The organism is Streptomyces sp. NPDC050617 (assembly GCF_040654795.1).
Classification (GTDB): Bacteria; Actinomycetota; Actinomycetes; order Streptomycetales; family Streptomycetaceae; genus Streptomyces.
Genome location: NZ_JBFAIS010000027.1, coordinates 1 through 20,856, shown reverse-complemented (window position 1 = coordinate 20,856; position 20,856 = coordinate 1). Strand labels below are relative to the sequence as shown.

20 protein-coding genes are annotated in these 20,856 nt (G+C 69.4%); 10 read left to right on the top strand and 10 right to left on the bottom strand.

From position 1 onward, the window contains the following. The first annotated feature begins 39 nt into the window (after window positions 1-39). The 3 genes from AB0I49_RS29300 to AB0I49_RS29290 are packed head-to-tail and all read left to right on the top strand — an operon-like array spanning window position 40 to window position 2,625. Window positions 40-1,404, top strand: coding sequence for an MFS transporter (locus AB0I49_RS29300; protein ID WP_363230127.1), 1,365 nt, complete (start codon window positions 40-42; stop codon window positions 1,402-1,404). Window positions 1,405-1,415: 11 nt separating this feature from the next. Further along, window positions 1,416-2,435 carry an LLM class flavin-dependent oxidoreductase gene (locus AB0I49_RS29295; protein WP_363230126.1) on the top strand — a complete coding sequence of 340 codons (1,020 nt, stop codon included), beginning with the start codon at window positions 1,416-1,418 and terminating at the stop codon, window positions 2,433-2,435. A 19-nt stretch (window positions 2,436-2,454) separates the two neighbouring features. Then, window positions 2,455-2,625, top strand: coding sequence for a hypothetical protein (locus AB0I49_RS29290; protein ID WP_363230125.1), 171 nt, complete (start codon window positions 2,455-2,457; stop codon window positions 2,623-2,625). Window positions 2,626-2,702: 77 nt separating this feature from the next. Here the strand turns inward: AB0I49_RS29290 and AB0I49_RS29285 are convergent, their stop codons facing one another. Beyond that, complete coding sequence (locus AB0I49_RS29285) at window positions 2,703-3,980, bottom strand: MFS transporter (protein ID WP_363230124.1); 1,278 nt, start codon at window positions 3,978-3,980, stop codon at window positions 2,703-2,705. Between the two features lie 88 nt (window positions 3,981-4,068). On the opposite strand from AB0I49_RS29285, the gene AB0I49_RS29280 reads away from it, so the two are divergent. Further along, window positions 4,069-5,133, top strand: coding sequence for an AraC family transcriptional regulator (locus tag AB0I49_RS29280; RefSeq protein ID WP_363230123.1), 1,065 nt, complete (start codon window positions 4,069-4,071; stop codon window positions 5,131-5,133). Window positions 5,134-5,191: 58 nt separating this feature from the next. On the opposite strand, the gene AB0I49_RS29275 is transcribed toward AB0I49_RS29280, so the two are convergent. Then, window positions 5,192-5,593, bottom strand: a complete 402-nt coding sequence (locus AB0I49_RS29275) for a RidA family protein (protein ID WP_363230122.1) — start codon at window positions 5,591-5,593, stop codon at window positions 5,192-5,194. Between the two features lie 104 nt (window positions 5,594-5,697). Here AB0I49_RS29275 and AB0I49_RS29270 point away from each other — a divergent pair, with 104 nt between their 5' ends. Together AB0I49_RS29270 and AB0I49_RS29265 are read left to right on the top strand one after the other, a co-directional pair. Then, on the top strand, window positions 5,698-6,081 hold the full coding sequence (locus AB0I49_RS29270) for a helix-turn-helix domain-containing protein (RefSeq protein WP_363230121.1): 384 nt from the start codon (window positions 5,698-5,700) through the stop codon (window positions 6,079-6,081). 91 nt (window positions 6,082-6,172) lie between these two features. Next, window positions 6,173-6,880 carry a methyltransferase domain-containing protein gene (locus AB0I49_RS29265; protein ID WP_363230120.1) on the top strand — a complete coding sequence of 236 codons (708 nt, stop codon included), beginning with the start codon at window positions 6,173-6,175 and terminating at the stop codon, window positions 6,878-6,880. Window positions 6,881-6,939: 59 nt separating this feature from the next. Here the strand turns inward: AB0I49_RS29265 and AB0I49_RS29260 are convergent, their stop codons facing one another. From AB0I49_RS29260 to AB0I49_RS29235, 6 genes are all read right to left on the bottom strand, one after another. Then, the gene (locus tag AB0I49_RS29260; protein ID WP_363230119.1) at window positions 6,940-7,683 is read right to left on the bottom strand and encodes a DUF5825 family protein; all 744 of its coding nucleotides are present in this window, start codon (window positions 7,681-7,683) and stop codon (window positions 6,940-6,942) included. Continuing rightward, window positions 7,680-9,719 carry a RiPP maturation radical SAM C-methyltransferase gene (locus AB0I49_RS29255; RefSeq protein WP_363230118.1) on the bottom strand — a complete coding sequence of 680 codons (2,040 nt, stop codon included), beginning with the start codon at window positions 9,717-9,719 and terminating at the stop codon, window positions 7,680-7,682. Before AB0I49_RS29255 ends, AB0I49_RS29260 begins: the two co-directional genes overlap by 4 nt. Before the next feature lie 61 nt (window positions 9,720-9,780). Next, window positions 9,781-10,656, bottom strand: a complete 876-nt coding sequence (locus AB0I49_RS29250; protein ID WP_363230117.1) for a hypothetical protein — start codon at window positions 10,654-10,656, stop codon at window positions 9,781-9,783. 47 nt (window positions 10,657-10,703) lie between these two features. Beyond that, entirely contained in the window at window positions 10,704-11,717 is a 1,014-nt protein-coding gene (locus AB0I49_RS29245; protein WP_363230116.1) for a DUF692 family multinuclear iron-containing protein, read from the bottom strand. Next, entirely contained in the window at window positions 11,714-13,867 is a 2,154-nt protein-coding gene (locus AB0I49_RS29240) for a radical SAM protein (protein ID WP_363230115.1), read from the bottom strand. Before AB0I49_RS29240 ends, AB0I49_RS29245 begins: the two co-directional genes overlap by 4 nt. A gap of 126 nt (window positions 13,868-13,993) precedes the next feature. Further along, complete coding sequence (locus AB0I49_RS29235) at window positions 13,994-14,146, bottom strand: hypothetical protein (protein ID WP_363230114.1); 153 nt, start codon at window positions 14,144-14,146, stop codon at window positions 13,994-13,996. A gap of 413 nt (window positions 14,147-14,559) precedes the next feature. Between AB0I49_RS29235 and AB0I49_RS29230 the strand changes: the two genes are divergently transcribed. Continuing rightward, window positions 14,560-15,198 (top strand): class I SAM-dependent methyltransferase, encoded by a 639-nt coding sequence (locus tag AB0I49_RS29230; protein ID WP_363230113.1) that lies wholly within the window; start codon window positions 14,560-14,562, stop codon window positions 15,196-15,198. 141 nt (window positions 15,199-15,339) lie between these two features. Here AB0I49_RS29230 and AB0I49_RS29225 read toward each other — a convergent pair whose 3' ends face one another. After that, entirely contained in the window at window positions 15,340-16,116 is a 777-nt protein-coding gene (locus AB0I49_RS29225) for a helix-turn-helix domain-containing protein (protein WP_363230215.1), read from the bottom strand. A 6-nt stretch (window positions 16,117-16,122) separates the two neighbouring features. Here AB0I49_RS29225 and AB0I49_RS29220 point away from each other — a divergent pair, with 6 nt between their 5' ends. Then, window positions 16,123-16,518 carry a hypothetical protein gene (locus AB0I49_RS29220; RefSeq protein WP_363230112.1) on the top strand — a complete coding sequence of 132 codons (396 nt, stop codon included), beginning with the start codon at window positions 16,123-16,125 and terminating at the stop codon, window positions 16,516-16,518. Window positions 16,519-16,838: 320 nt separating this feature from the next. Next, on the top strand, window positions 16,839-19,043 hold the full coding sequence (locus AB0I49_RS29215) for a prolyl oligopeptidase family serine peptidase (protein ID WP_363230111.1): 2,205 nt from the start codon (window positions 16,839-16,841) through the stop codon (window positions 19,041-19,043). A 61-nt stretch (window positions 19,044-19,104) separates the two neighbouring features. Here the strand turns inward: AB0I49_RS29215 and AB0I49_RS29210 are convergent, their stop codons facing one another. Continuing rightward, complete coding sequence (locus AB0I49_RS29210; protein ID WP_363230110.1) at window positions 19,105-19,815, bottom strand: hypothetical protein; 711 nt, start codon at window positions 19,813-19,815, stop codon at window positions 19,105-19,107. A 286-nt stretch (window positions 19,816-20,101) separates the two neighbouring features. On the opposite strand from AB0I49_RS29210, the gene AB0I49_RS29205 reads away from it, so the two are divergent. Further along, on the top strand, window positions 20,102-20,800 hold the full coding sequence (locus AB0I49_RS29205) for a helix-turn-helix domain-containing protein (protein ID WP_363230109.1): 699 nt from the start codon (window positions 20,102-20,104) through the stop codon (window positions 20,798-20,800). Window positions 20,801-20,856 lie beyond the last annotated feature (56 nt).

Below are 20,856 nucleotides of genomic sequence, written 5' to 3'. Positions count from 1 at the left end.
TTCCATCAGGTACGACACGCATCGTACCTAGGAGGAGTCTTGTCGCCCACTCACGCCACCCCCGAGCGTCCATCACCATCGCCGTTGCTGCTGCCCGTCGTGCTGCTGGGCATCTTCGTGATGCCGATCAGCATCACTGGCGCCGCGATCGCGCTTCCCGACATCTCGCGGGACCTCGGCAGCGACCCAACTATGCTGCAGGGCGTCGTCAACGGCTTCAACATCGCCCTGACGATCTCCACGCTGCTATGGGGGCAGATCGGCAACCGGATCGGGCTGCGACGGACGTTCGTCATCGGCCTCGCCACGGTCCTGCTCGGAGCAGTCGGAAGCGCCCTCGCCGGAAACTTGATCCTCCTCGACCTCGCACGGATCATCACCGGCGTCGGCGCGGCCGCCATTGCGACCGGCGGCACCTCGATCATCTCCCACGCCTACGACGGCAAGAGACGCGCGCATGCCTTCGCTCTCCTGGGCACGATCGTGGGCATCGGCCTGGCGGCCGGCCCCACGCTCAGCGGCCTGCTCGTCACGGCGCTCGGATGGCGTGGTGTCTTCGGCGTGGTCGCCGGGGTCGCCGCGCTCGTGCTGGCGGCTGCAGCGTTCAGAGTCCTGCCGGCACCGTCCGCCACGTCGACGGGCGATGCGCCCCGCCGAGGCTTCCTCAATCTGTCGCCGCTGCGCAGCCCTCGCTTCCTTGCAGTCGCGCTAGTCCCCGTCGCCGCATCGTTCGCCTACGTCTCAGTCCTCACCTACGCACCCATCGCGCTGAGCGCCGTCCACGGTCAGGACGCGGCGACCGCGGGACTGTTCATGCTCCCGCTGACGCTCCCCGTCCTCGTCGGCCCGCTGCTCACCGGCGCGCTGATCACCCGCACCCGCGTCTCGCCGCACACGATCATCAACACCGCCATCATCCTGCTCATCACCGGCGACGTGCTGTTCCTGCTGTTCGACCCGAGCCTGTCCCCGGTGCTGCTCGTTATCCCGATGATCCTGCTGGGATTCGGATGGGGGCTCCCCCTCGGGCTCGTCGACGGCGAAGCACTCGCCTCCGTCCCCGCACACAGCAGCGCCGCCGCAGCCGGCGTACTCAACTTCCTCCGACTCGGCAGCGAAGCGCTCGCCGTCGCCGTCTTCGGCGCCGCCCTCACCGCGATCATCGGCGCCCAGCTCAGCAACCCAACTCTCGGTGCCGAGGTCGCAGCCGGGGCCACCGGCCATGCAGCCGTCTACGCCACCGTGTTCCGCATGATGATGATCGCCTGCGCCGTCGTCACCACGGTCATCGGCGCCGCCGTCATCCTCCTGCGCCGAGCCGGCGGCACGCCCACCCCCAACTCCACCGAGGACGAGCTGCCCACTGCGGCGGAGTCGCCCACCGATTCCGTCCCGGTCCTGTGAAAGGAGCCACGATGACGAAGAACCTGGGGTTCCTCTCCTTCGGCCACTATCAGCCCCGCCACCACCTGTCCGCAGCCGACTCGCTGACGCAGGGGATCGAGATCGCGGTCGGCGCGGAAGAACTCGGCTTCGACGGCGCCTGGATGCGCGTGCACCACTATCAGCACCAGTTCGCCAGCCCCTGGTCCTTCCTGGGAGCCATGGCCGCGAGAACTCAGCGACTCGAGCTCGGCACCGCCGTGATCGACATGCGGTACGAGAACCCGCTCATCATGGCCGAGCTCTCCGCCGCAGCCGACCTCATCAGCGGCGGACGTCTTCAGCTCGGCATCAGCCGAGGATCACAGGAACCCGCACTGCGCGGATGGGAGAGCTTCGGCTTCCATCCGTCCGCCGACAGCAACGCCGCAGACATGGCACGCGAGCACACCGACCGCTTCCGCGCCGCCATCGCCGGGACCCCGATGGCGATCAGCGACCCCGCCCAGGCCGGCGTGCAGGTGCCGTTGCCGATCCAGCCGCAGTCAGAGACCCTTCCGCAGCGCATCTGGTGGGGTTCGGCCACGCGACAGAGCGCACAGTGGGCCGGTGAACAGGGTATGCACCTGCTCAGTAGCACCTTGCTCTCTGAGGACACGGGTGTTCCGTTCTCGGAGCTCCAGGCCGAACAGGTCAGGGTCTTCCGCGCCGCCTGGGATCGCGCGGGCCATCGAGGTGCGCCCCGCGTCGCCGTCGTGCGCAGCATCCTGCCGATCGTCTCCGACCGTGACCGATCCTTGTTCGGCCCCGCGGCGCTCCAAGCACAAGAAAACGTCGGCGTCCTTGGAGGTGCCATCTCCCGTTTCGGGAAGAGCTTCATCGGAGAGCCGGAGGCCGTCATCAGAGAGATTCAGCAAGATCACGCAGTGAAGGAGGCGGACACCCTGCTTGTCACGATCCCCAACACACTCGGCGTGCAGGAGAACCTGCGCATCCTCGGCAATATTGCAGAGCACCTCGCGCCAACTATTCACGCCCTGAGAGCGGGTTGACTCAAGGGAGCTATTGGCGGTGTTCACCGAGGCCGACCATCCGCTGCGTGCGCGGCAGGTGTGCGAGGCGATGGACGTGGCGGTCGCGCCCAACAACATCAACAACGCCCGCCTCAAGCTCAAGCGGCTGGCCGGCCGCGGGATCCTGGCCGAGACCGAGCCAGGCTTGTTCACCCAGCCCCGGCCGTAGGCGACCGACATCGCCACGACCTGAGCGCCTGTCCCACACGAGACAAAAAACCGGACATCAGGCCTCGTACCGCCCTCTCAGTTCATCGTGGGGTTCCGGGGCGCCTTGACCCGCAGGACGATCAGCAGGGCGGAGGCGACCAGTACGACGCCGGAGATGGTGAACACGGTGACGGTGCCGCCGAGGCCGAACATCACGCCGCCTGCCGCGGCCCCGCCGGCGATGGCGGACTGGACGCCTACGACCACGAGCCCGCCCGCGCTCTCCGCCTGGTCGGGCACCATGCGGGTGGCCCAGTTCGACCAGGCCACCGACACGCCGCCGAAGGCCAGGCCCCAGAGGATCACCAGGGCCACGTACCCGATCTGCCCGGCGGGGAGGAGCGCCAGGCCCAGGGCCGCGATGCCCATCAGCGCCGGCGTCAGCGACAAGGTCAGGCGCAGGCTGACCTGGAGCAGCCAGCCGGCCACGAGCGTGCCCACGAAGTTCGCGACTCCGAAGACGAACAACAGCAGCGCCAGCTTGTTCGCGTCGACTTTCACCACGTTTTCCAGAGCGGGCCGGATATAGGTGAACAGTGCGTAGTGACCGATGTGAACCAGCAGCATTCCCATGATTCCCACCCCGAAGCCGGGGCGCCGCAGCACCTCCCACAGTGTGCCCAGCCGTGCCGTGCCGCGGGGCGTCATCCGGGGCAGCGTGAATACCTGGAACACCAGCGTCAGGACACCGAGGGCGGCCGCCGCCAGGAAGGTGTTGCGCCAGCCGGTCAGATCGCCGAGGTAGCTGCCGAGCGGCACCGCCACGATGGTCGCCACCGCGATACCGCTGAAAATGATCGATACCGCACGCGGGACCAGGGCCGCGGGCACCAGGCGCATCGCCACTGCCGCCGCCATGCTCCAGAAACCGCCGAGCGCGATTCCCAGCAGGATGCGCATCAGCATCAGCATCGCCATGTTGGTGGCCACGGCCACCAGCAGGTTGGACACAATCAAGAGGAGGGTGAAGCCGAGCAATACGATCCGCCGGTCGATCTTCCGGGTCAGGCTCGCCGTCAACAACCCGGAGAGCATCGCCGCCACCGCCGTGATCGTCACTGCCTGTCCCGCCAAAGCCTCCGATATGCCGAGGTCGGTGGCCATCGGAGTCAGCAAACTGGCCGGCAGGTATTCCGCGGTCAGCAGCCCGAATACACCTACCGCAAGAGAGAACACCGCCGCCCAGGAGGAGGAAGTCGGTTCGGGCGGCACCCTTTCCGCGTCGACGGGTTTGCCGGGGCCGCTACGGGCGTCGGAATCGACATTGGCGTCGGAATCGGCAACAGGCGCGGTGTCGCACACATCACTGCTCAACGGTTTACTTCCCCTGAATCGCATGAAAAGTTCAAGTCAAGCCTGCACGCGAACTTCAGGATGAGCTATGACAGAAAGTCTGCGATCTTTGACCGAGACCCCGGACAGGACCCCGGAGGGGACCCCGGACGAGGGGCCCGAGGGGCAGTTCGCCCTGTCGTCGGACCTCATCAGCGAACTGCTCACCAACATGCGGCTGCGCGGTGTCCGGTACCGCCGCGTCCATGCCGGCCCCCGGTTCGGCCTCACCTTCGACGCCAAGCCCGGACACGTCTATTTCCACTTCCTCGCCGTCGGCTCCGCGGTCCTGCGCACCGAGGACGGGACACTCCATGAGCTCTCGGCCGGCAATGCCGTATTCATGCCCCGCGGCCAGTCCCATCAGCTGCTCTCCGGTCCGGACATACCGGCCCGGGGCATAGAGAGCTTCGCCGCGGTGCCCCTCAGCGATGCGGTCTGCGACGTGGACGCCTGCCCGAGCACCGCCCCGGACGGCGCCGCGCCGCCGCCCAGCGCGATCTTCTTCACCGGCTCCATGGAGTTCGACCTCGGCGGAATGCAGGGCCTCAGCCAGCTGATGCCCGACATCATGCTGGTCAACGCCACGGGAAAGCGTTACCCCGGCCTCATGCCGATCCTCGCCTCCATGAGGCGCGAGCTCTGCTCCGCGCGCGTGGGCTTCGCAGGCATCCTCGCCCGGCTGGCCGAGGTGGCGGCGGCCATCATCGTACGAGGCTGGATCGAATGCGGCTGCGACAGCAGTTCCGGGCTGGTGGCCGCGTTGCGCGACCCCCGCCTGGCCCGCGCCATCCTGGCCCTGCACCGGCGGCCCGGCCATCACTGGACCGTGGCGGAGCTGGCAGCCGAATGCAACGTCTCCCGGTCCGTCTTCGCCGACCGATTCCAGACCACGATCGGCATGCCGCCCCTCCGCTACGCCACGGAACTGCGGATGCTCCTCGCCGGCCAGTGGCTGGCACAGGACACGCTGCCGATCCAGTCCGTGGCGCTGCGCCTCGGCTACACCTCCCAGGCCGCTTTCAGCCGCGCCTTCAAACGCGTCACCGGCCAGTCACCCGGTGCCAGCAGGGGCACCGGGTCCCTCGTCGGGGCGGCTTCCGTCGCCGGGGCGGCGAGTCCGGGCGGTGAGTGAGGGTCGCCAGCGGGGCGCGGTCCGCCGGGCGGCGGCCACTCCTCGCACGGGCGGCCGGTCAGGCGGGCAGCCGTGTGTCGACGATGAAGCTGATCTCGATGACCTGACCCGGGAAGGTCAGCTCACTGACGCCGACGACCGTGCTGACCGGGCGGTGGCCGCCGTAGTACTTCGGGTTGCCCGCGATCGTCGCCTCGGCGTTCTGCTGCAGGTTCACCACGTACAGGGTCTGCGAGACGATCTGGTTCCGGGTGGCGCCGTAGTGGGCGAGCACCTTGTCCATGTTGGTGTAGGTCAGCTCCAGTTGGGCGGCGAAGTCGTGCGCGTGGCGGAATTCCCCGGCTTCGTCGACCGAGACCTGTCCGGAGACGTGGATCAGGTCGCCGGACTTGATCGCCTGCGAGTAGCCGAAGTCGCTCTCGGCGGGCATGTCGTGGTTGAAGACATCGATGGTGGCCATAGCGGTGTTCGCCCTTCTGTCGTGCTCTCTTGTGGTTACTCGGGAACTGTAGGAGAGTGGCCGTTGACCTGGAAGAACGCACTTTTTGGTGACTGGGGAACCTGATGGTTACTAAGCAGCTGCTCAAGGGGTTGCCCGAGGACGCCGACCTGCGGCGGGCGGACTCCCTGGCGCGGGAGATCTTCTCGGACGTCGCCAACAAGTGGGCGTTGCTGATCATCGAGGCGCTCGGCGAGCGCACCCTGCGCTTCAGTGAGCTGCGCGACGAGGTCGAGGGCGTCAGCCACAAGATGCTCACCCAGAACCTGCGCATGCTGGAGCGCAACGGTCTGGTCGAGCGGAAGGTGCACCCCACCGTGCCGCCGCGCGTCGAATACACCCTTACCGAGCCGGGGCAGGGCCTGCGCGCCACGGTCGACGCCATGTGCGGCTGGACCCACCGATACCTCGGCAGCATCGAGGACGCGCGCCGCCGATTCGACGGCTGAGCGCCCAGTACTTCTGGAGCACCTGAGCGTGGGTGCCAGTCCGGTCGCGTATCCGTACCGCTGCTGAACGTGAATCGACAGGGGGCGTCAGATGGGCGAGAGGGCACACGGGCCCGCGCGTCGTGGTGAGGGGACCGGTCCTGGGGCGTTCACGCCGGACGGGAACGCGGTGGAGTTGTACTCCCGGCTTCCTGCCGGAACCGAACCGGAGACCATCGCGCGAGTCGTTCCGCCGGGCGCCTCGATCCTCGAACTGGGCGCGGGGGCGGGGCGGGTGACCCATGCGCTGCTGGAGCGCGGCTATCGCATCGTCGCCGTGGACGAGTCGGAGGAAATGCTCAGCCGGGTCAAGGGGGCTCGTACGGTGCACAGTTCCATCGAGGCACTGGACCTCGGCGAGCGGTTCGACGCCGTACTGCTGGCCTCGCATCTGCTCAACACCGTCGATCCGTCGTCCCGCGACGCGATGGTGCGAAGCTGCCGACGCCATGTCGCCGACAGCGGACGGGTCCTGGTGGAGCGTCAGGGCGATGACTGGTTCGAGTCCCGCATGGCGATGACGTCGGCCGGCCGGACGAGGGCGGATATCGGCATGCGGATCGTGTCCGTGGAACGCTCGGCGCCCGGCGTCGCCGACGTACGTATCGAGTACGAGGCCGACGGCGCGCGGTGGACCCACTCCTTCCGCGCCTGGGACGTACCGGACGCGGAACTGGAGCGCATCCTGATGGCCGCCGGGCTGCGTCTGGTCCGGTACCTCACCGACGACCACAGCTGGGTGGAAGCGGTTCCCGTCTGAGCACCCGCGCCCGCTGCGCGCGCCCTCTGCGAACGCACCTTGCGACCCTCTGTACGTGGCTACGGAATGGTGGTGCTCAGCGGCCAGCGGCGGATCCGGTACGGCGTCCACCACAGAAAGCGTCCCGCCCGATGGATCAGGCCGGGCGGCAGATACCTCGCGACGACCGATGGGGGCACGCCAGTCTCCGGCAAGCCGCGTAGCAGGGCCTGGATCAGCTGATCGTGCTCGGATGTACGGATGACCAGGCGCTTGAACGAGTCGCCGCGACGGTCCCGCACCTCGAGGAAACCGGGACCACGGCGGTAACCGCACTTCGCGGCGTGGAACGAGTCGCGCCAACGGACGACGATGTCTTGAGCGGAGTTGCCGAAGCGGCCGGAGTTGTCGGAGCTTCCCGAGCCCTCGTGGCCGTCGCGGAATACGGCAGTGGGCGGGTGGAGGTGGCTGAGCGGCTGCCACTCGGCCATCGCGTCGGCGCGGGCGCCGGGATCGGCGTCGGTTCCCCGTCCGGGCAGGCGCAGTGTCCAGTCGACGGCGATGCCGAAGGCGGTGAGTTCGCGTACGGCCACGAGTGCCGTGACCGCGGCATCGCCATGGCGGTCAGTCAGGTCAATGACCCTCGGGAGCCTGGCGAACTGAACTCCTTGGGAGGCGAGTTCCGTTACGGCGCCCTCGACCTGGCTGCCCATCAGGTCGACCGTACCGACGTACACCCCCGGTATGTCCCAGGCCACCGGATCGCGTTCTTTCCATAGCGCCAAGGTCACTGGTGCGAGAGGCGGGGCGGCGAGCGGGCTCATCCGGTCCCTCCGGTTCCTCCGGTGGCGGTGACGGTGACGGTGACGGGAGTTGGGGCTGAGGTTGGGGCAGCGGGGGCGGCGGGGGAAGCGGCCAGGGCCGGGGCGAGGGGCTCGGCGCTGTGCAGGCGGCTGCCGTCCAGGCGCATCAGATCCTGGTTGGCGGCCACCGGGGCGACATGGATGCACTGGCCGCCGTCGGTGAAGACGATGCCCATGTGGCGCCAGCGGTCGAGGAGTTCAGTGATCCGCTCCTCGGTCGCGTCCTCGTGGCGGGCCGCCGCCTTGCGCAGCAGGGACGCGGGGGAGTGGGGCATGTCGAGGAGGCGGAAGACGGCCACCTCCAGAGGGTCCGTCAGGTCGAGCAGGCGCCACACGAATCCGGGGCGGGTGTCGACGAGGACGATGCGGTCGCCGAGGTCGCAGTGGGTCAACCGGCAGTGCAGATAGGCGTCCTTCCAGCCGCTCACGGCCCGCTTCAGACGGTCCAGGCAGGACGGCGAGACGCCGAGATCGCGCGAGTCGAAGAGGTAGACCAATTCGGCGAGTTCGGACTCCGGCAGGTCATAGATGTGGCGGTAGTGGGCGGCGGGGCGCAGCTCGTCGAAGCCGAGCTCCGGCTGGTCGAAGTACGGGCTGAAGCGCTCGACCTTGATGCGGGTGGCGTTGAAAGGCGGGGTGAGGTGATGCAGGGCGGGCGCCTGGTCGCAGATCGCGTCGTAGTCCTCGTCCGATTCGCCGGGGAAGCCGTAGAGATAGTTCCAGTTCAGGTTCATCCCGACGGTTTCCGCGTCGCGCAGCAGCCGGACGTTCTGACAGCCGGTCACACCCTTGTCCATGAGTTGGAGCACCCGGCTGCTGAGGTTCTCGACTCCGGCCTGGATGTAGCCGATGCCGGCCGCGCTCAGGGTCCGCAGCTGTTCGCGCCGCAGGTTCGACTTGATCTCGTAGCACAGCCGCAGGTCGTAGCCGGACTCCTGGAGCCGGGGCGCCATCGAGGTGAGGTAGGCCATGTCGAGGATGTTGTCGGTGACCCACACGTCGAGGATGCGGTACCGCTCGACGAGGCCGAGGATCTCGTCGACGAACCGCTGCGGGTTCTTGCTGCGGAACTCCATGAACGACCCGTTGAGCCCGCAGAACGCGCAATGGTGCTTCTCTCCCCACCAGCATCCGCGCGAGCCCTCCACGACGATGCGGGGCTCCACCCAGCTGCCCGCGGTGGACCGCGCGTGACGGTCGAAGTAGTCGCCATACTCGGGGGTGACCAGCGCTCCTGGAGGAAGGGGCTTGTCCTCCATCGGGTTGGCGACGCACCGGCCGCCGCTGTCCCGCCAGCACAGGCCGGAGATTCCCGAAAGGCCGCCTTCACCGTCCCTGTCGCTGCTGCCGCTGCCGCCGTCACCTTCGTCGCCGTCACCGTCGCCGTGACGGAGCGCTGTCAGCAGTTGAGGGAAGGTCGCCTCGCCCTCGCCCCGTACGACGAAGTCGACGAACGGGAAGTTCCGGTGCAGCGCCGCGCCCTGCGGGCCGTCGCAGTTCGCCCCGCCGAACACCGTAGCGGCGTACGGAGCAAAGGACTTGACCGCGCGGGCGGTTGCCAGAGCGGCGGCGTTCTGCGCGAACGTCGTGGTGAAGCCGACGACGTCGGGCGCGCCGGCGGCGATCCTCGCGGCGATGTCCCGTACGAACCGCGGGGCGAGTTCGTGCAGCTCCCGAGCCTTGGCGAGCAGCGGCTCGGGCACCTTTTCCCCTATCGACTCATTGAACTCCCGCACGTTCCAGTGCGGTTGCTCATTGAGGGCTGCCGAGAAGATCCATTCACTGTGCCCGGAGAAGTACGAGCTCGCGCAGAAGTCGTACTCCTCGAACGTGAAGCCGGTGTGTGCCGTCAGCCAGTCGACGTAGTCGAGGTTGGCGTGCACGACATCGACCGAGGCGTTCGGGAAGACGTCGAGGACCCGGCGTTTGAGGATGCCGAGGGCGAGTGACGGTGCGTCGATCGCCGACCACGGCATGTCCACCAACACGATGCGCATGACAGTCCGTTTCCTTTCTCGCCGGAACCGTCCGGCGCGTGCGCGGAGGCGGCCGGCGGCCTCACCAGAGCCCGCGCCCGGAGAGCGCGCGGCGGGCGGCGTCGCCCTCGGCCGATGGGGTGGTCCCGAACGCCGCGGCGATCTGCGCGGAGACGGCCCCGCGCGTGACCCCGGCGGGTGTCGCGAAGTAGGCGTAGGCCACGGCCGGCTCCGCGCTCTCCCGCCGGGCGGCAGCCGCCGGGCGGTCCGACCAGGAGACGACGGACCTGGGTGCGTACCGGCGCAGGGCCGCGTGGCCTCGGCCGGTCGTGACGATTCCCTCGACGGCGATGTCGAACGACAACGGCTGCTCGCAGACCAGCGCCGTGAACAGAGCCGTCATCAACTCGTGCGTCACGGTCTCGCGCAGCACGACATACGCTTCCGCCGCGCTACCGCACCCGCCCACGCTCATGGTCATGCCCGCGCCCGCGCCCCCGCCCCCGCCCGCCGTTGTGCCCACGCCCGCGAGTCGGTGGTCCCGGTGCGCGGCGACGAAGCCGAGCAAGTACGAGGCGAACGACTCCTCCACGGAGAGTCCGCGTCCCGCGTGGGGAACGAGCCGGAACCTGCCGAACTCCTCCGAGCCGAGGAACCCGGTGAGCAGTTCCGCGTCCTTGACGCCCGCCGCCGTGAGAATGCGCAGGCTGCGCGGGAACGCGGAAGCGATGCCGCCGCTCCTGCCCATCTTCCAGACGGCATTGCGGAACTGCCTTGCCGCGCTGTTGAGTTCGGTGAGATCGACTGTCTCCAGGCACTCCCGCTCACCCGGCCCGGAGGCGACCGCAGCAGGCCCCTCGGAGGCGAGCCGCGTCCTGAGGCGCTCGTCCAGCAGTAGCCGCATCAGGAGGTCCGTGAGCTGCGAGCCGTTCAACTGCTCCACAGACGTCGCCTTCATGTCAGCCCTGGACGCGGCGGCCCTCATGGCAGCCTCAGGCGCGGCCCTCATGGCGATCCCTCGTGCTGCCACTCGGCGACCAGCGCCCTGAGCCGGTCGTAATTGCGCCGGGACTTCTCCACCAGCCGGCCGTCCGCGCGGAACACCGGGTCTTCGTAGGTGACTCCGATGAGGTTCGGACAGCGCGTCAGCAGATGGGCGGCGAGGTCGATCTGCTCATCGAGGAGTACGCCGTGGTGCAGGTCGCGGAACTTCCCGCCGACGATCTGACAGCCCGACAGGTGAAGTTCGCGGCAGCGGCGCAGCGGCAGCGCCTCGATCCCGTCGAACATGTGAGGGCCGGTGCGCCCGCGCAGCCACTGGTAGCTGAGCAGGTGTCCGACGTCGAGCGTCACCCATACATCGGCGTCCTCGGCCAGCCTGGCGAAGTACTCGAACGCGTCGAGGCCGCCCAGCGCGAACGAGCCGCCCTCGGTGAAGCCGGGGAATTCGACGTGCAGCGGCGGCACCAGGAGCCGCGCGGCCTCAGCCGCGTTCCGCGTGGCGATGTCCAGACCGGGACCGGTGAGCGGCGGCGGCAGTGGGTACGGCAAAGGGCAGCCGCGCAGGCTCCAGATTCCCAAGTCCTCCACCACCCAGGCGAATTGGTATCGGGCGTGGAGCTCATTGGCGAACTCGGCGGCCGACTCGCGGTCGTAGCGCTCGGGCGTGCCCATATTGAGCTCGGTGTGGTGGAACGCCCGGGGCAGGCCGGCGGGCAGCGCCTGCCCGAACCGGTCGTAGGCGCGCACATAGTCGGCCACTCGGGGGAGGGCGCGCGAGCGCGGCTGGAAGGAGTGCGCCGCGTATCCGAAGTCGTCGCCGTGGCGCTGGAAGAAGGCCCTCAGCCGGGGGTGGATGTCGCCGCCGCCGTCGTCCGTGTCCACGAACCCGATGCCCCGCCCGCCGACGCCCTGTCCGGACCACGGCATGTCCACGAGCACGCCGAGCCCGAGCCGACGCGCCGCCCTGGCGTCGGCACTGCGCGCGACGGCGGGAGAGGGCGCGGCCATAGCGGTCATATCGGCCTCCTGGCGTGCTGGGCGGCTGCGGGTGAAGGCAGGGGCGAGGGCGCGGCTACGGTTGCGGTTGTGGTCGTGGGTACCGCCGGGAGCGGTTCGGCGGCCGATACGTCGACCAGACGCGCCAGCAGCCGTCGGCCACGGGCGGTGCGGGCCGTGAGCAGACCGTCGGGGCGCTGTTCCACGTCACGGCGGGGCAGCGCGTAGAACTGCTCCCACACCAGGTCGGCGACCACGATGCGGTCGGGCGCCGCGTCGAGACGGGCGGGCACGGTACGTACCCACGGACGCGGCCTCGCGGCGTCGGGCGGATACGGGCCGCCCCGGTCCGCCGCGCGGCGGGAGGGCGGGTGGGCGGCGCTCACGCGGCCGGGCCGCACCGACCGGAAGACCCGCTCCAGCCGGGCGAGGGCCTCGGCGCGTGTCGGGCCGCCGCGGACCGTCAGCGGATAGCCGACCCGGCCGGTGAGGTAGCTCAGCTCCGGGTTTCCGGCGAGCGGGCCCGAGGTGTCCAGCGAGATCCCGTAGCGCTCCGGGGCCTGGGCGAGCCTGCTGCCCGGTTCGGGCACCAGCAGTTCGAGCGCGTCGATGCCGATGTGCTGCTCATTGGCGACCAGGAACCGCAGGGACTCCTCGAATTCCTCCGGCCGTTCGTCCAGGACGTGGCCCATCACCGAGAACCGCAGGGTGATCCCCGCCCCGGTGAGGTTGTCCACGATCCGCTGGTAGTCGGCCGCGCACACGCCCCGGTCCATCAGGTCGAGCAGGCGCTGCGAGTTCCCCTCGTATCCGACGGCGATCATCGCGCAGCCCGTCTCGGCCAGCGTCCGGCAGAACTCCGGCTCGGTCAGGCTGGGTTCCAGCCTGCTGCGCACCCCGAACCGCACCCGAACACCGCGTTCGCGCACAGCGCGCATCGCCTTCGCGATCAGACGCAGATTGGTGTTCTCGTCCACGATCGCCACGAACCGGGTCCCTGTGTCGCGTACCACTGCCTCGACCGCGTCGGCGATCTGACGCACGGTGGCCTGCTGGTAATTGCCGGGCGAGAGTGACCTGTTGCCGTACGCGCAGAACGCGCAGCGCCCCCAGTAGCAGCCGATGCAGGAGATGATCGCTGCTTCCAGGCCCTCGTTGAGGTACGAGCGGACGGGGAGGCCGGTGTGGTCGGGCGGCCCGAGTTCGTGGAACCGCAGGGCCGGCTGCCGACGGGAGCGTACGGAGGGCCCCTCGCGCGAAATCCAGGTCATGCCGGGAACGGAAGCCGGAGGGGCAGTGCAGTTGTGGATGTTGTGGGGGTTGCGGCCGTTGCGGTTGACCGCGCCGTCGTGAGTGCCGTGGGTGTCGAGGGTGTCGAGGGTGTCGAGCCAGCGTTCGAGGGGTTCCTCCCCGGCGGTCCAGCACAGCGCGTCGACCGTGCGGCGGAGGCCGGGCAGGTCGGCGAGGTCCGCTTCGCGGAGCATGATCTGCTGCCCGCCCAGGCAGATCCTGCTGCCCGGTGCGAGTCTCCTGACCCAGGCGGCGATCAGCAGCGCGGGGCCGAGCTGGCTGAAGAACGCCACCGACAGGCCCACTACACGTGGTTGATGGTTTGTCAGGAGCTCGGCAACCAGGCGGTGGAGCACCTCCACCGCGGTCCCGGAGGCTACGGGCGGCCGGTCCGCTGCCCATCGCACCGCACTGTCGAGGTCGCCGAGGTCGCCGAGGTTGTCGACGTCGCTCAGGTCGTTGAGGCCGGGCCAGGCCGATGTCAGGAAGGTGTCCTGGACGAACAGTTCGAGCGCCTGCCGGGCGAGCCGTATCGCGCCTGCGGCGCCCAGCTCACCTGGCGGCGCCTTCCGCATGACCTGCGCACGGACCTCGTGGATGTGCCGGCCGAGGGTGCGGACCATCTCCCCGCGGTACCAGTCGCTCATCCCGCCATCGCCCTGACCTCGCGCTGCCGCCGCCTCCAACAGGCTTGGATCTTGCAGCAGTTCGTGGAGCAGGGCGATGTTGAGGTCGGCCTGGTGGACCCGCCGACCGCGGCGCCGCAGATGTCCGGAGAGATACGGCAGGCTCAGATACGGGAAGAACCTGGCTTCGGTCTGCGGCGGGAAGAGGAGGAGCGCGTCGACGGGGGCGCCGTCCACCGCGGGTACGCGCGGCACGGCCCACCTCCTCTTCCGACGGACGGTCGTACATCACGGCGTGCTCCACGTGAATGCGCGAGGCGACCCGAACCCTCGGGAACAAGAGGGTCGGACAGCACGCAACCCGCAGAAACGGGATGGAGCTCAGTGCCCCGTCTCGTAGATGTCCTCCGCCGCGATATAGGCGTAGGTGTGGTAGGCCCCGCCGAGCTTGAGCTCCTTGGAATCAATCACTTCCAGTTCGTCGAGCTCGGAGAATTCATCCTCGACAGTTGCTTCGGGATGTAGAGCGGTCATGATCCCTCCCTGATGGGGAACGTGGCAGGCTGCCTAATGGAAGATCGGTTTCGCACCGATTCGGAGTCGCGTCGACACGGAGTCGCGTTGACGCGGAGTCGCGCCGATTCTGGGCCACGTTGGGTGTGTGTCGCCGGAGCGACTGCCGTACACGTTAGTTCCGGGCGAACTGGGTGCACAACTCCTAAGGAGGCGCTAATGTGCGAAGCGGTCCGAGATCTCTTTTGCGGAGCGGTGAGAGATCGATTCTGTGATGTGGTCGGTCGTAGTTGGCCGTGGATGTACGGGGCCCGGCGGAAAAGGAAATATGCCTTCCCGTAGCACGCATTCCGGTTCCGTGTTCAGCGGCCCTGTAGTCCGAGCTCCGACCGTTGGGAAGGCCAGGAAGAGAAGAACAAGAAGAATGGGCCACGATGGAAAAGTCACGGGACATGGAGCCCATGACGGCACAGGAGTGGAACCTGACATATCGGTTCGGGGAGCCGGTGTGGGACGAGCCGCCCACAGCGCTCCTCGCCCGCCTGCTCGCCCGGCACGTGCCGCCGCCCGTCGAAGTGCTCGACGTGGGCTGCGGGCTGGGCACGACCTCGCGCCGGCTCGCCGAACTCGGCTACCGGGTCACCGGGTGCGACTTCTCGGCGCGGGCGATCGAGCTGGCCCGTGCCCGTACCCCCGAGGCGCTCCCGGTCCGCTTCGCGACGGCCGACGTCACGCGCGAGCCGCCGCCGCTCGGCCGGTTTCCGGTGGTGTTGGAGCGGGGCGTACTGCACGCCGTACCGCGGATGACGGACCGGCGTCGCCTCGTCGCGGCCGTGGCGCGCGCCTGCCTGCCGGGAGGTCTCTGGGTGCACGTCGGCGCGAGCGCCATCACCGTGGAGGCGGAACGCTGCGTGGCCCGAGGCCCGTCCCGTATGGCCGAAGAAACCTTTCTCGCTTTAGTCGAACCCCACTTCACCGTCGTGGAGATCGACTACGCGCCGTTCGGCAGCCGCTGGGCCACCTGGCAGGCGCGGCACGCCGTACTCCGCAGCCGCCCGGCTCCTGACCTCTGACTCCGTTTGACTCCGCTACGCCGTATCCCGCGCTTTCTGCCTTGCCCTGACACCCCTCAGTCGCCGAGTCGCCGAAGCTCCCGTAGTTGCTGAGCCGCTGAAGACCCTGAAGTCGCTGAAGCCGCTGCGCGGGGTGGGGTCTCAGAGAGCGGGGCGCGTGATCGACGAGGGCGTACGTCCCAGAAGACGCCGGGCGGTACGGGTGAAATGGGCCTGGTCGGCGAAGCCCGCGAACGCGGCCGCCGCGGCTGCCGACTCGCGCGGCAGCTCGGTGACCGCGACCCGCAGCCGCGCCCACTGCCGCAGCCGCGTCAGGGGCACGCCCACCGAGGTACGCGCGAGCGCCCGCAAGCGCGGCGCGGAAATGCCCGCGTCGGAGGCGACGGCCTGGAGGGCATCGTCGGAGCCGACGCCCGCCTGCTCCTGGACCGACAGCACCGACAGCACCGACTGGATCGACTGGACAGCCCTGGCCAGTCGGCGGTCGAGGAGTGCTCCCGCCCCGATGAGGTCGGCGAGCTCGGTATGCGCCGCCGCCAGATCGGCCGCGGCGGCCGGCTGGTGGGGAGGGCCGAGAGCGGCCAGCACGCGCCGGCTGCCGGCGGCGTCGAGCCGCGTCGGCCCGGGATCGTGACGGAACATCCAGGGATCGAAGAACAGCGCGACATAGGCCGAGGACGTGGCGCAGGTGTGCACGAGCTGCGGAGGAATGATCATCCCGGCGGCCGTTACGGTCCCGCCGCCGTACCCGACCTCGACCTGACCGGCGAGGGGGAGCACGACCTTCCATGCCGGATGACAGTGCGGGGCGACCTCGAACGCGTCGGACTCGGCGAACATCGTGCCGGCGGGGCCGGTGACGAAGTCGGTGCGGCGATCGTTTTGTTCAAGCGCCCAACTGCGCGACGGGATCATCATCACCGTGTGAACGTTATAGCAACCTTTCTGTTCGGTCTATGGATGATCGCGTCAGGTATCGCACACTTCGTCAAGCCCGCCTATATGCGCGGTCTTATTCCGAGCTGGGTGAGCGAGCTGCTTCCGCGCCGACTCGGCCGGGTCGAATTTCTCGTTGCCGCCAGTGGGGTCGCGGATATTTTCGCCGGTTTCCTGATTCTGCTGCCGTCGGCCCGGACGGTGGGCGGATGGGCCGCGGCAGCCCTGGTCTGCCTTTATCTGGTCTCCCATGTGGATGCCTTGGTCCAGAAGCTCGGCGACCGTGCGCGTCCAAGGCGTCTGCCGATTTTTGAGATTTCCTGCCTGGTCGTCAATTTCGGTTATATCGGATGGGCGGTGGCGATTGCCCTGACCGCGCGGTGACGGGGTGCGGCGACATATGACGAGCGGACCGGCGGAAAGGCGCGACATCTGTCGAGGGACTGAGATCTTCGGGCTGCGTACGGTGTCCGATGGACACGTGACTACACATGACTACACGTGACTGTCGTCGCGAACGCGGTGGTGTCGCCCCACGCGCCACCGGTCGCCGCGGCGTGCAGCACGCGCCGCGGCACACCAGCCGAAGTCGCGACACACCGTCGACGGAAGCCGCGGCGCGCCACGAAGAAAGCATGAAGAAAGGTCGCGGCACGCCATGGACAGAAGCCGTGACACACCATCGACAGAAGGCGCACCAAGCAATGAAACGACCGCTGACCTATCCGGCCGCCCGTACCGAGGACGAACATGAGGTCGTCGCCGGCGTCAGCTTCCCCGACCCCTACCGATGGCTGGAGCGGGACTCGGACGAGACGGCAGCCTGGCAGCGCGCCCAGAACCTTCTGACCGACCAACTTGTGCGCGGTGAACCGCACTTCGAACGCCTGCTGCAACTGGTCGGATACTGCACAGCCGACGGCACGGGATCTCCCAACTGGATGGTCGACCCCACACCCCAGTTCGCCGGCGGGCGCTGGTTCCGGCTCGGGCGGCCCACTGGCGACGGCGGCGCGGCCTACCCGGAGGCGGCCGTGGTCATGGTCGCGGACTTCCCGGAGGAGGAGGGACGGGTCCTGCTCGACCCCCAGGCGGAGGGGATCCAGCACGTCTTCTGGCTCGCTCCCTCCCCTGACGGCGAGACGTTCGCGGTCGGAGTCACCACGGACGGCGGCGAACTCGGAGAGATCCGCCTCTACGACACCGAATCCGGGGACCGGCTCCCCGATGACATCCCGCACCGCGCCCACGGCCCGCTGGTCGTCCCGCAGTGGACGCCCGACAGCACCGGCTTCTTCTACACCGCCGCGGACCCTGCGGGCGACGCGTACGCCTTCCCCGTGTACTACCACCGCGTCGGCGCCGCGGCCCCGACCGTCCCGGAGGCGGTGGACGCCCCCGACGTCCCACTCGTCCAGGTCGACCCCGAGGGCCGGTACGCCGTCGCCACCAGCGTGTGGGCCCTGCCGCGGTACGTCTGCGAACTCCCCGGCCGCGAGTGGCGCCCCTTCGTCAAGGGCGTCGACGCCACGGTGCTGGGCGTCATCGACGGCGACCGCTACCTCGCCGTCACCAACCTCGACGCGCCCCGCGGCCGCGTGGTGGCCATCGCCTTCGACGACCCCGCGCCCCGTGACCCGGCCGGCTGGCGGGAGATCGTGCCGGAGTCCGACCGCGTGCTGAGCCACGTGCGCCTCGTCGGCGGCCGGCTCGTGGTCACCGGCTCCGTGGACACCGAGGCCAGGGCCTGGGTCTTCGACCGTGACGGCGCCGAGCTGGAGGAGGTCCCGCTGCCCCGCCCGGGGGCGTTCCCCAACGACGCGCTGCCGCACAACGCGCTGACGCCCGACGGCCACCCGGAGGACTTCGTCTTCCTCTACTCGACCCCGCGCTCCTCGCCGGGGCTGTACCGCTACCGGCTGGGATCGGGGCAGGTGGAGACGGTGCGGCCGCCGCGTGTGACCCTGCCGGGGGTCGACGTGTCCCTCCGCTGGGCCGAGTCCGGCGACGGCACCCGGGTCCCGTACCACCTCATCCTGCCCGAGGGAGTTGAGGGAGTTGAGGGAGTTGAGGGAGTTGGGGGAGTCGAGGGAGCCGAGAGCGCCGGGAGCGCCGGGAGCGACGAAGGGGCCGGGAGCGCCAAGAGCACCGACAGCGCCGGGAGCGGCGCGGGCCGGAAGGAGCCTCTCCCCACGCTCATCACCGCATACGGAGGCGGTCGCGTCGCCTGGCCGGCTCAGTACCCCGGCCCGCTGGCCGCGTTCGTCGCCTCCGGCGGGGCGCTCGTCATCTCCCACCAGCGGGGCGGCGCCGACCTGGGGTCCGACTGGGCCGACGCCGGCCGGGCGGAGGAGAAGCAGACCAGCTTCGACGACTTGTACGCCATCGCCGAGCACCTCCTGGCCACCGGCGTCACCACGACCGACCGGCTCGCGGTCACCGGGTGGAGCAACGGCGGCATCATGGCGGGCGCGGCCTTCGCGCAGCGCCCCGATCTGTGGGCCGTCGTCGTCGCCCAGTGCCCGATCCTCGACCTGGTCGGCAGCGGCCGGGACCCGTACGGCAGGTTCGCCGTCCCCCACGAGTTCGGCGGCGGCTTCGACGCACCCGACGCCGTACGTCACCTCGCGGCGATGTCGGCCTACCAACTGATCGACGAGAAGAGCAGCTACCCGTGGCTGTACGTGCACGCCGGAGCCGTCGACTCCGCGTGCCCCTCCGGCCAGATCCGCAAGACCGTCGCCCGTATCCAGGCCGCCGCCGGCCCCGACGCCCCTGCTCTCGTACGCATCTGGGACCGGGTCGGCCACGGCATGGCCTCCGGCCGCTCCGAAGCGGTCCTCCACACCGCCTATTGGCTCGCCTTCCTCATGCGACGCCTCGGCATGACGCCCGCGACCAGCGCGTGAAACGGCTGGGGCGCGGGGATCCCAGATGATTCTCGCGCCCCAGCCATGAACCACCCGGCTGTCAGAGCCCTGACTTGCCGGTGGCCCAGTAGGGCTTTGTGGTGACGGCCTGACGCGTCAGGGTCCGGCTGTCGGTGAGTGCGCGCCGTTGGCGCTGGATGGACTGGGCGTGTCCCAGGAGCAGCGCGCCATCGAGACCCGTCGTCGCGAACTCACCCTCGATGATGGCGCGTTCGAGCCATGACTGGAGCGCGTCGCCCGGTGCTCCGATGGCCGGCAGGAAGTGGTATTCGGGCCGGTGCTCGGCGAGCGGCGCGACGGCGTCGGCCGGCACCTCGACGGCTACGATCGGGGCGGCGCTGTTCCGGGCGTACGCGTCGAGGGTGCCGAGGGCGCAGCCGTCGCCGAGGTAGAGGCGCCGGGTTCCGTTCTCGCGCAGCGGGCGGTGCCGTGCGGCCAGCACCGTGGTCCGGCTGCCGGCGCGCAGGAGGCGCAGCCAGGCGGCGCCGGGGCCTTCGGCTGCGGTGGTGGCGAGCACGGTGATGTGTTCGCAGTCCGGGCCGCCCACGGTCCGCACCGAGTAGCGACGGCTGTGGGTGGGCGTGACACGGGCCTGGATCTCTTGGCCGGGGCGCCAGCCGCCGGGCGGCGCCGTGGCGTGCAGCTCCAACTCGATGAAGCCGGGGGCGGGTTCGTGGACGCCGAGCACCTGAGCCGGCCGCCCGATGACGGCGGCAGCGAGGTTGCCGACGAGGGCGGGTGCATGAGGCACGGGAATTCCTCTCTCGTGAGGGCTCGTGACGGATCGTGTGACATGGCGGGGTCGCGTGACGTGGACGGGGTCGCGTGACGTGACGTGGCGGGACGCGTGACGTGGCCGGGTGCGTGACGTCACGGATCGCGCGATGTCACGGATCGCGCGGCCGGTGTCGCGGTCCGCCTGGCCGGCGGATCGCGTGATCACGTCGATAAAGCTACACCGTATAGTGCAGTTAGTAAACTGCACGGTGTAGTTTGCTAGCTGCGCTGTGGCCTGTAGGCTTCACCAGGAGGTACAGATGAGCGCTGCGACGACGAACGCAGATAGGGGCCCGGGTACGCAGGCGCGTACGTACGCGGGTACGGAGAAGACGCTGCGCGAAGGGTCCGCGGAGAAGCGGACGGCGATCCTCGGCGCCGCCCGCGACCTGTTCGTGAGCCAAGGCGTGGACCGCACCAGCATGGATGCCATCGCGGCTCGGGCCGGGGTGTCCAAACGCACCGTGTACGACTACTTCGGCGACAAGAGGAGCCTCTTCGTGGCCATCCTCGCCGCGGTGTCGCAGTCGCTGTCGGTCACCGCGCATCGCGCGCTCGCCGAGCATCTCCCGCCGGACGAGCGGATCGAGACGGTGTCACGGCTGGAAGAGGCGCTCACCGCTCTGGCGGTCGACCTCGGCGCCGCGATCGTCGGCTCCGCCGAGTACGCCGCCGGGTTCGCTCTCGTCGCGCAGGAGCGCCTGCGGACGCCGCTGACCGAGGACGACATCGCGACGGCGGCGATCGAGGAAGTGCTCGCCGAACGCGTCGCCCTCTTCGCCGACGCCGGGCTCCTGGAGGTGGACAATCCGCGCGTGGCCGTCACCCATTTCGTCGCGCTGACCGTCCTGTTGGCCTACGAACGGCAGCCGGTCCCCGCGCATGCCGATCCGGACCGGACCCGCCAGATCATGGTCGACGGAGTGCACGCTTTCATCCGGGCCTACGCGAGGCGCTGACCCTCGCCCTCGATGGCGGCGGCGGCCGGGGTGGCGCGAGGCGGGGCGCGCCCCCC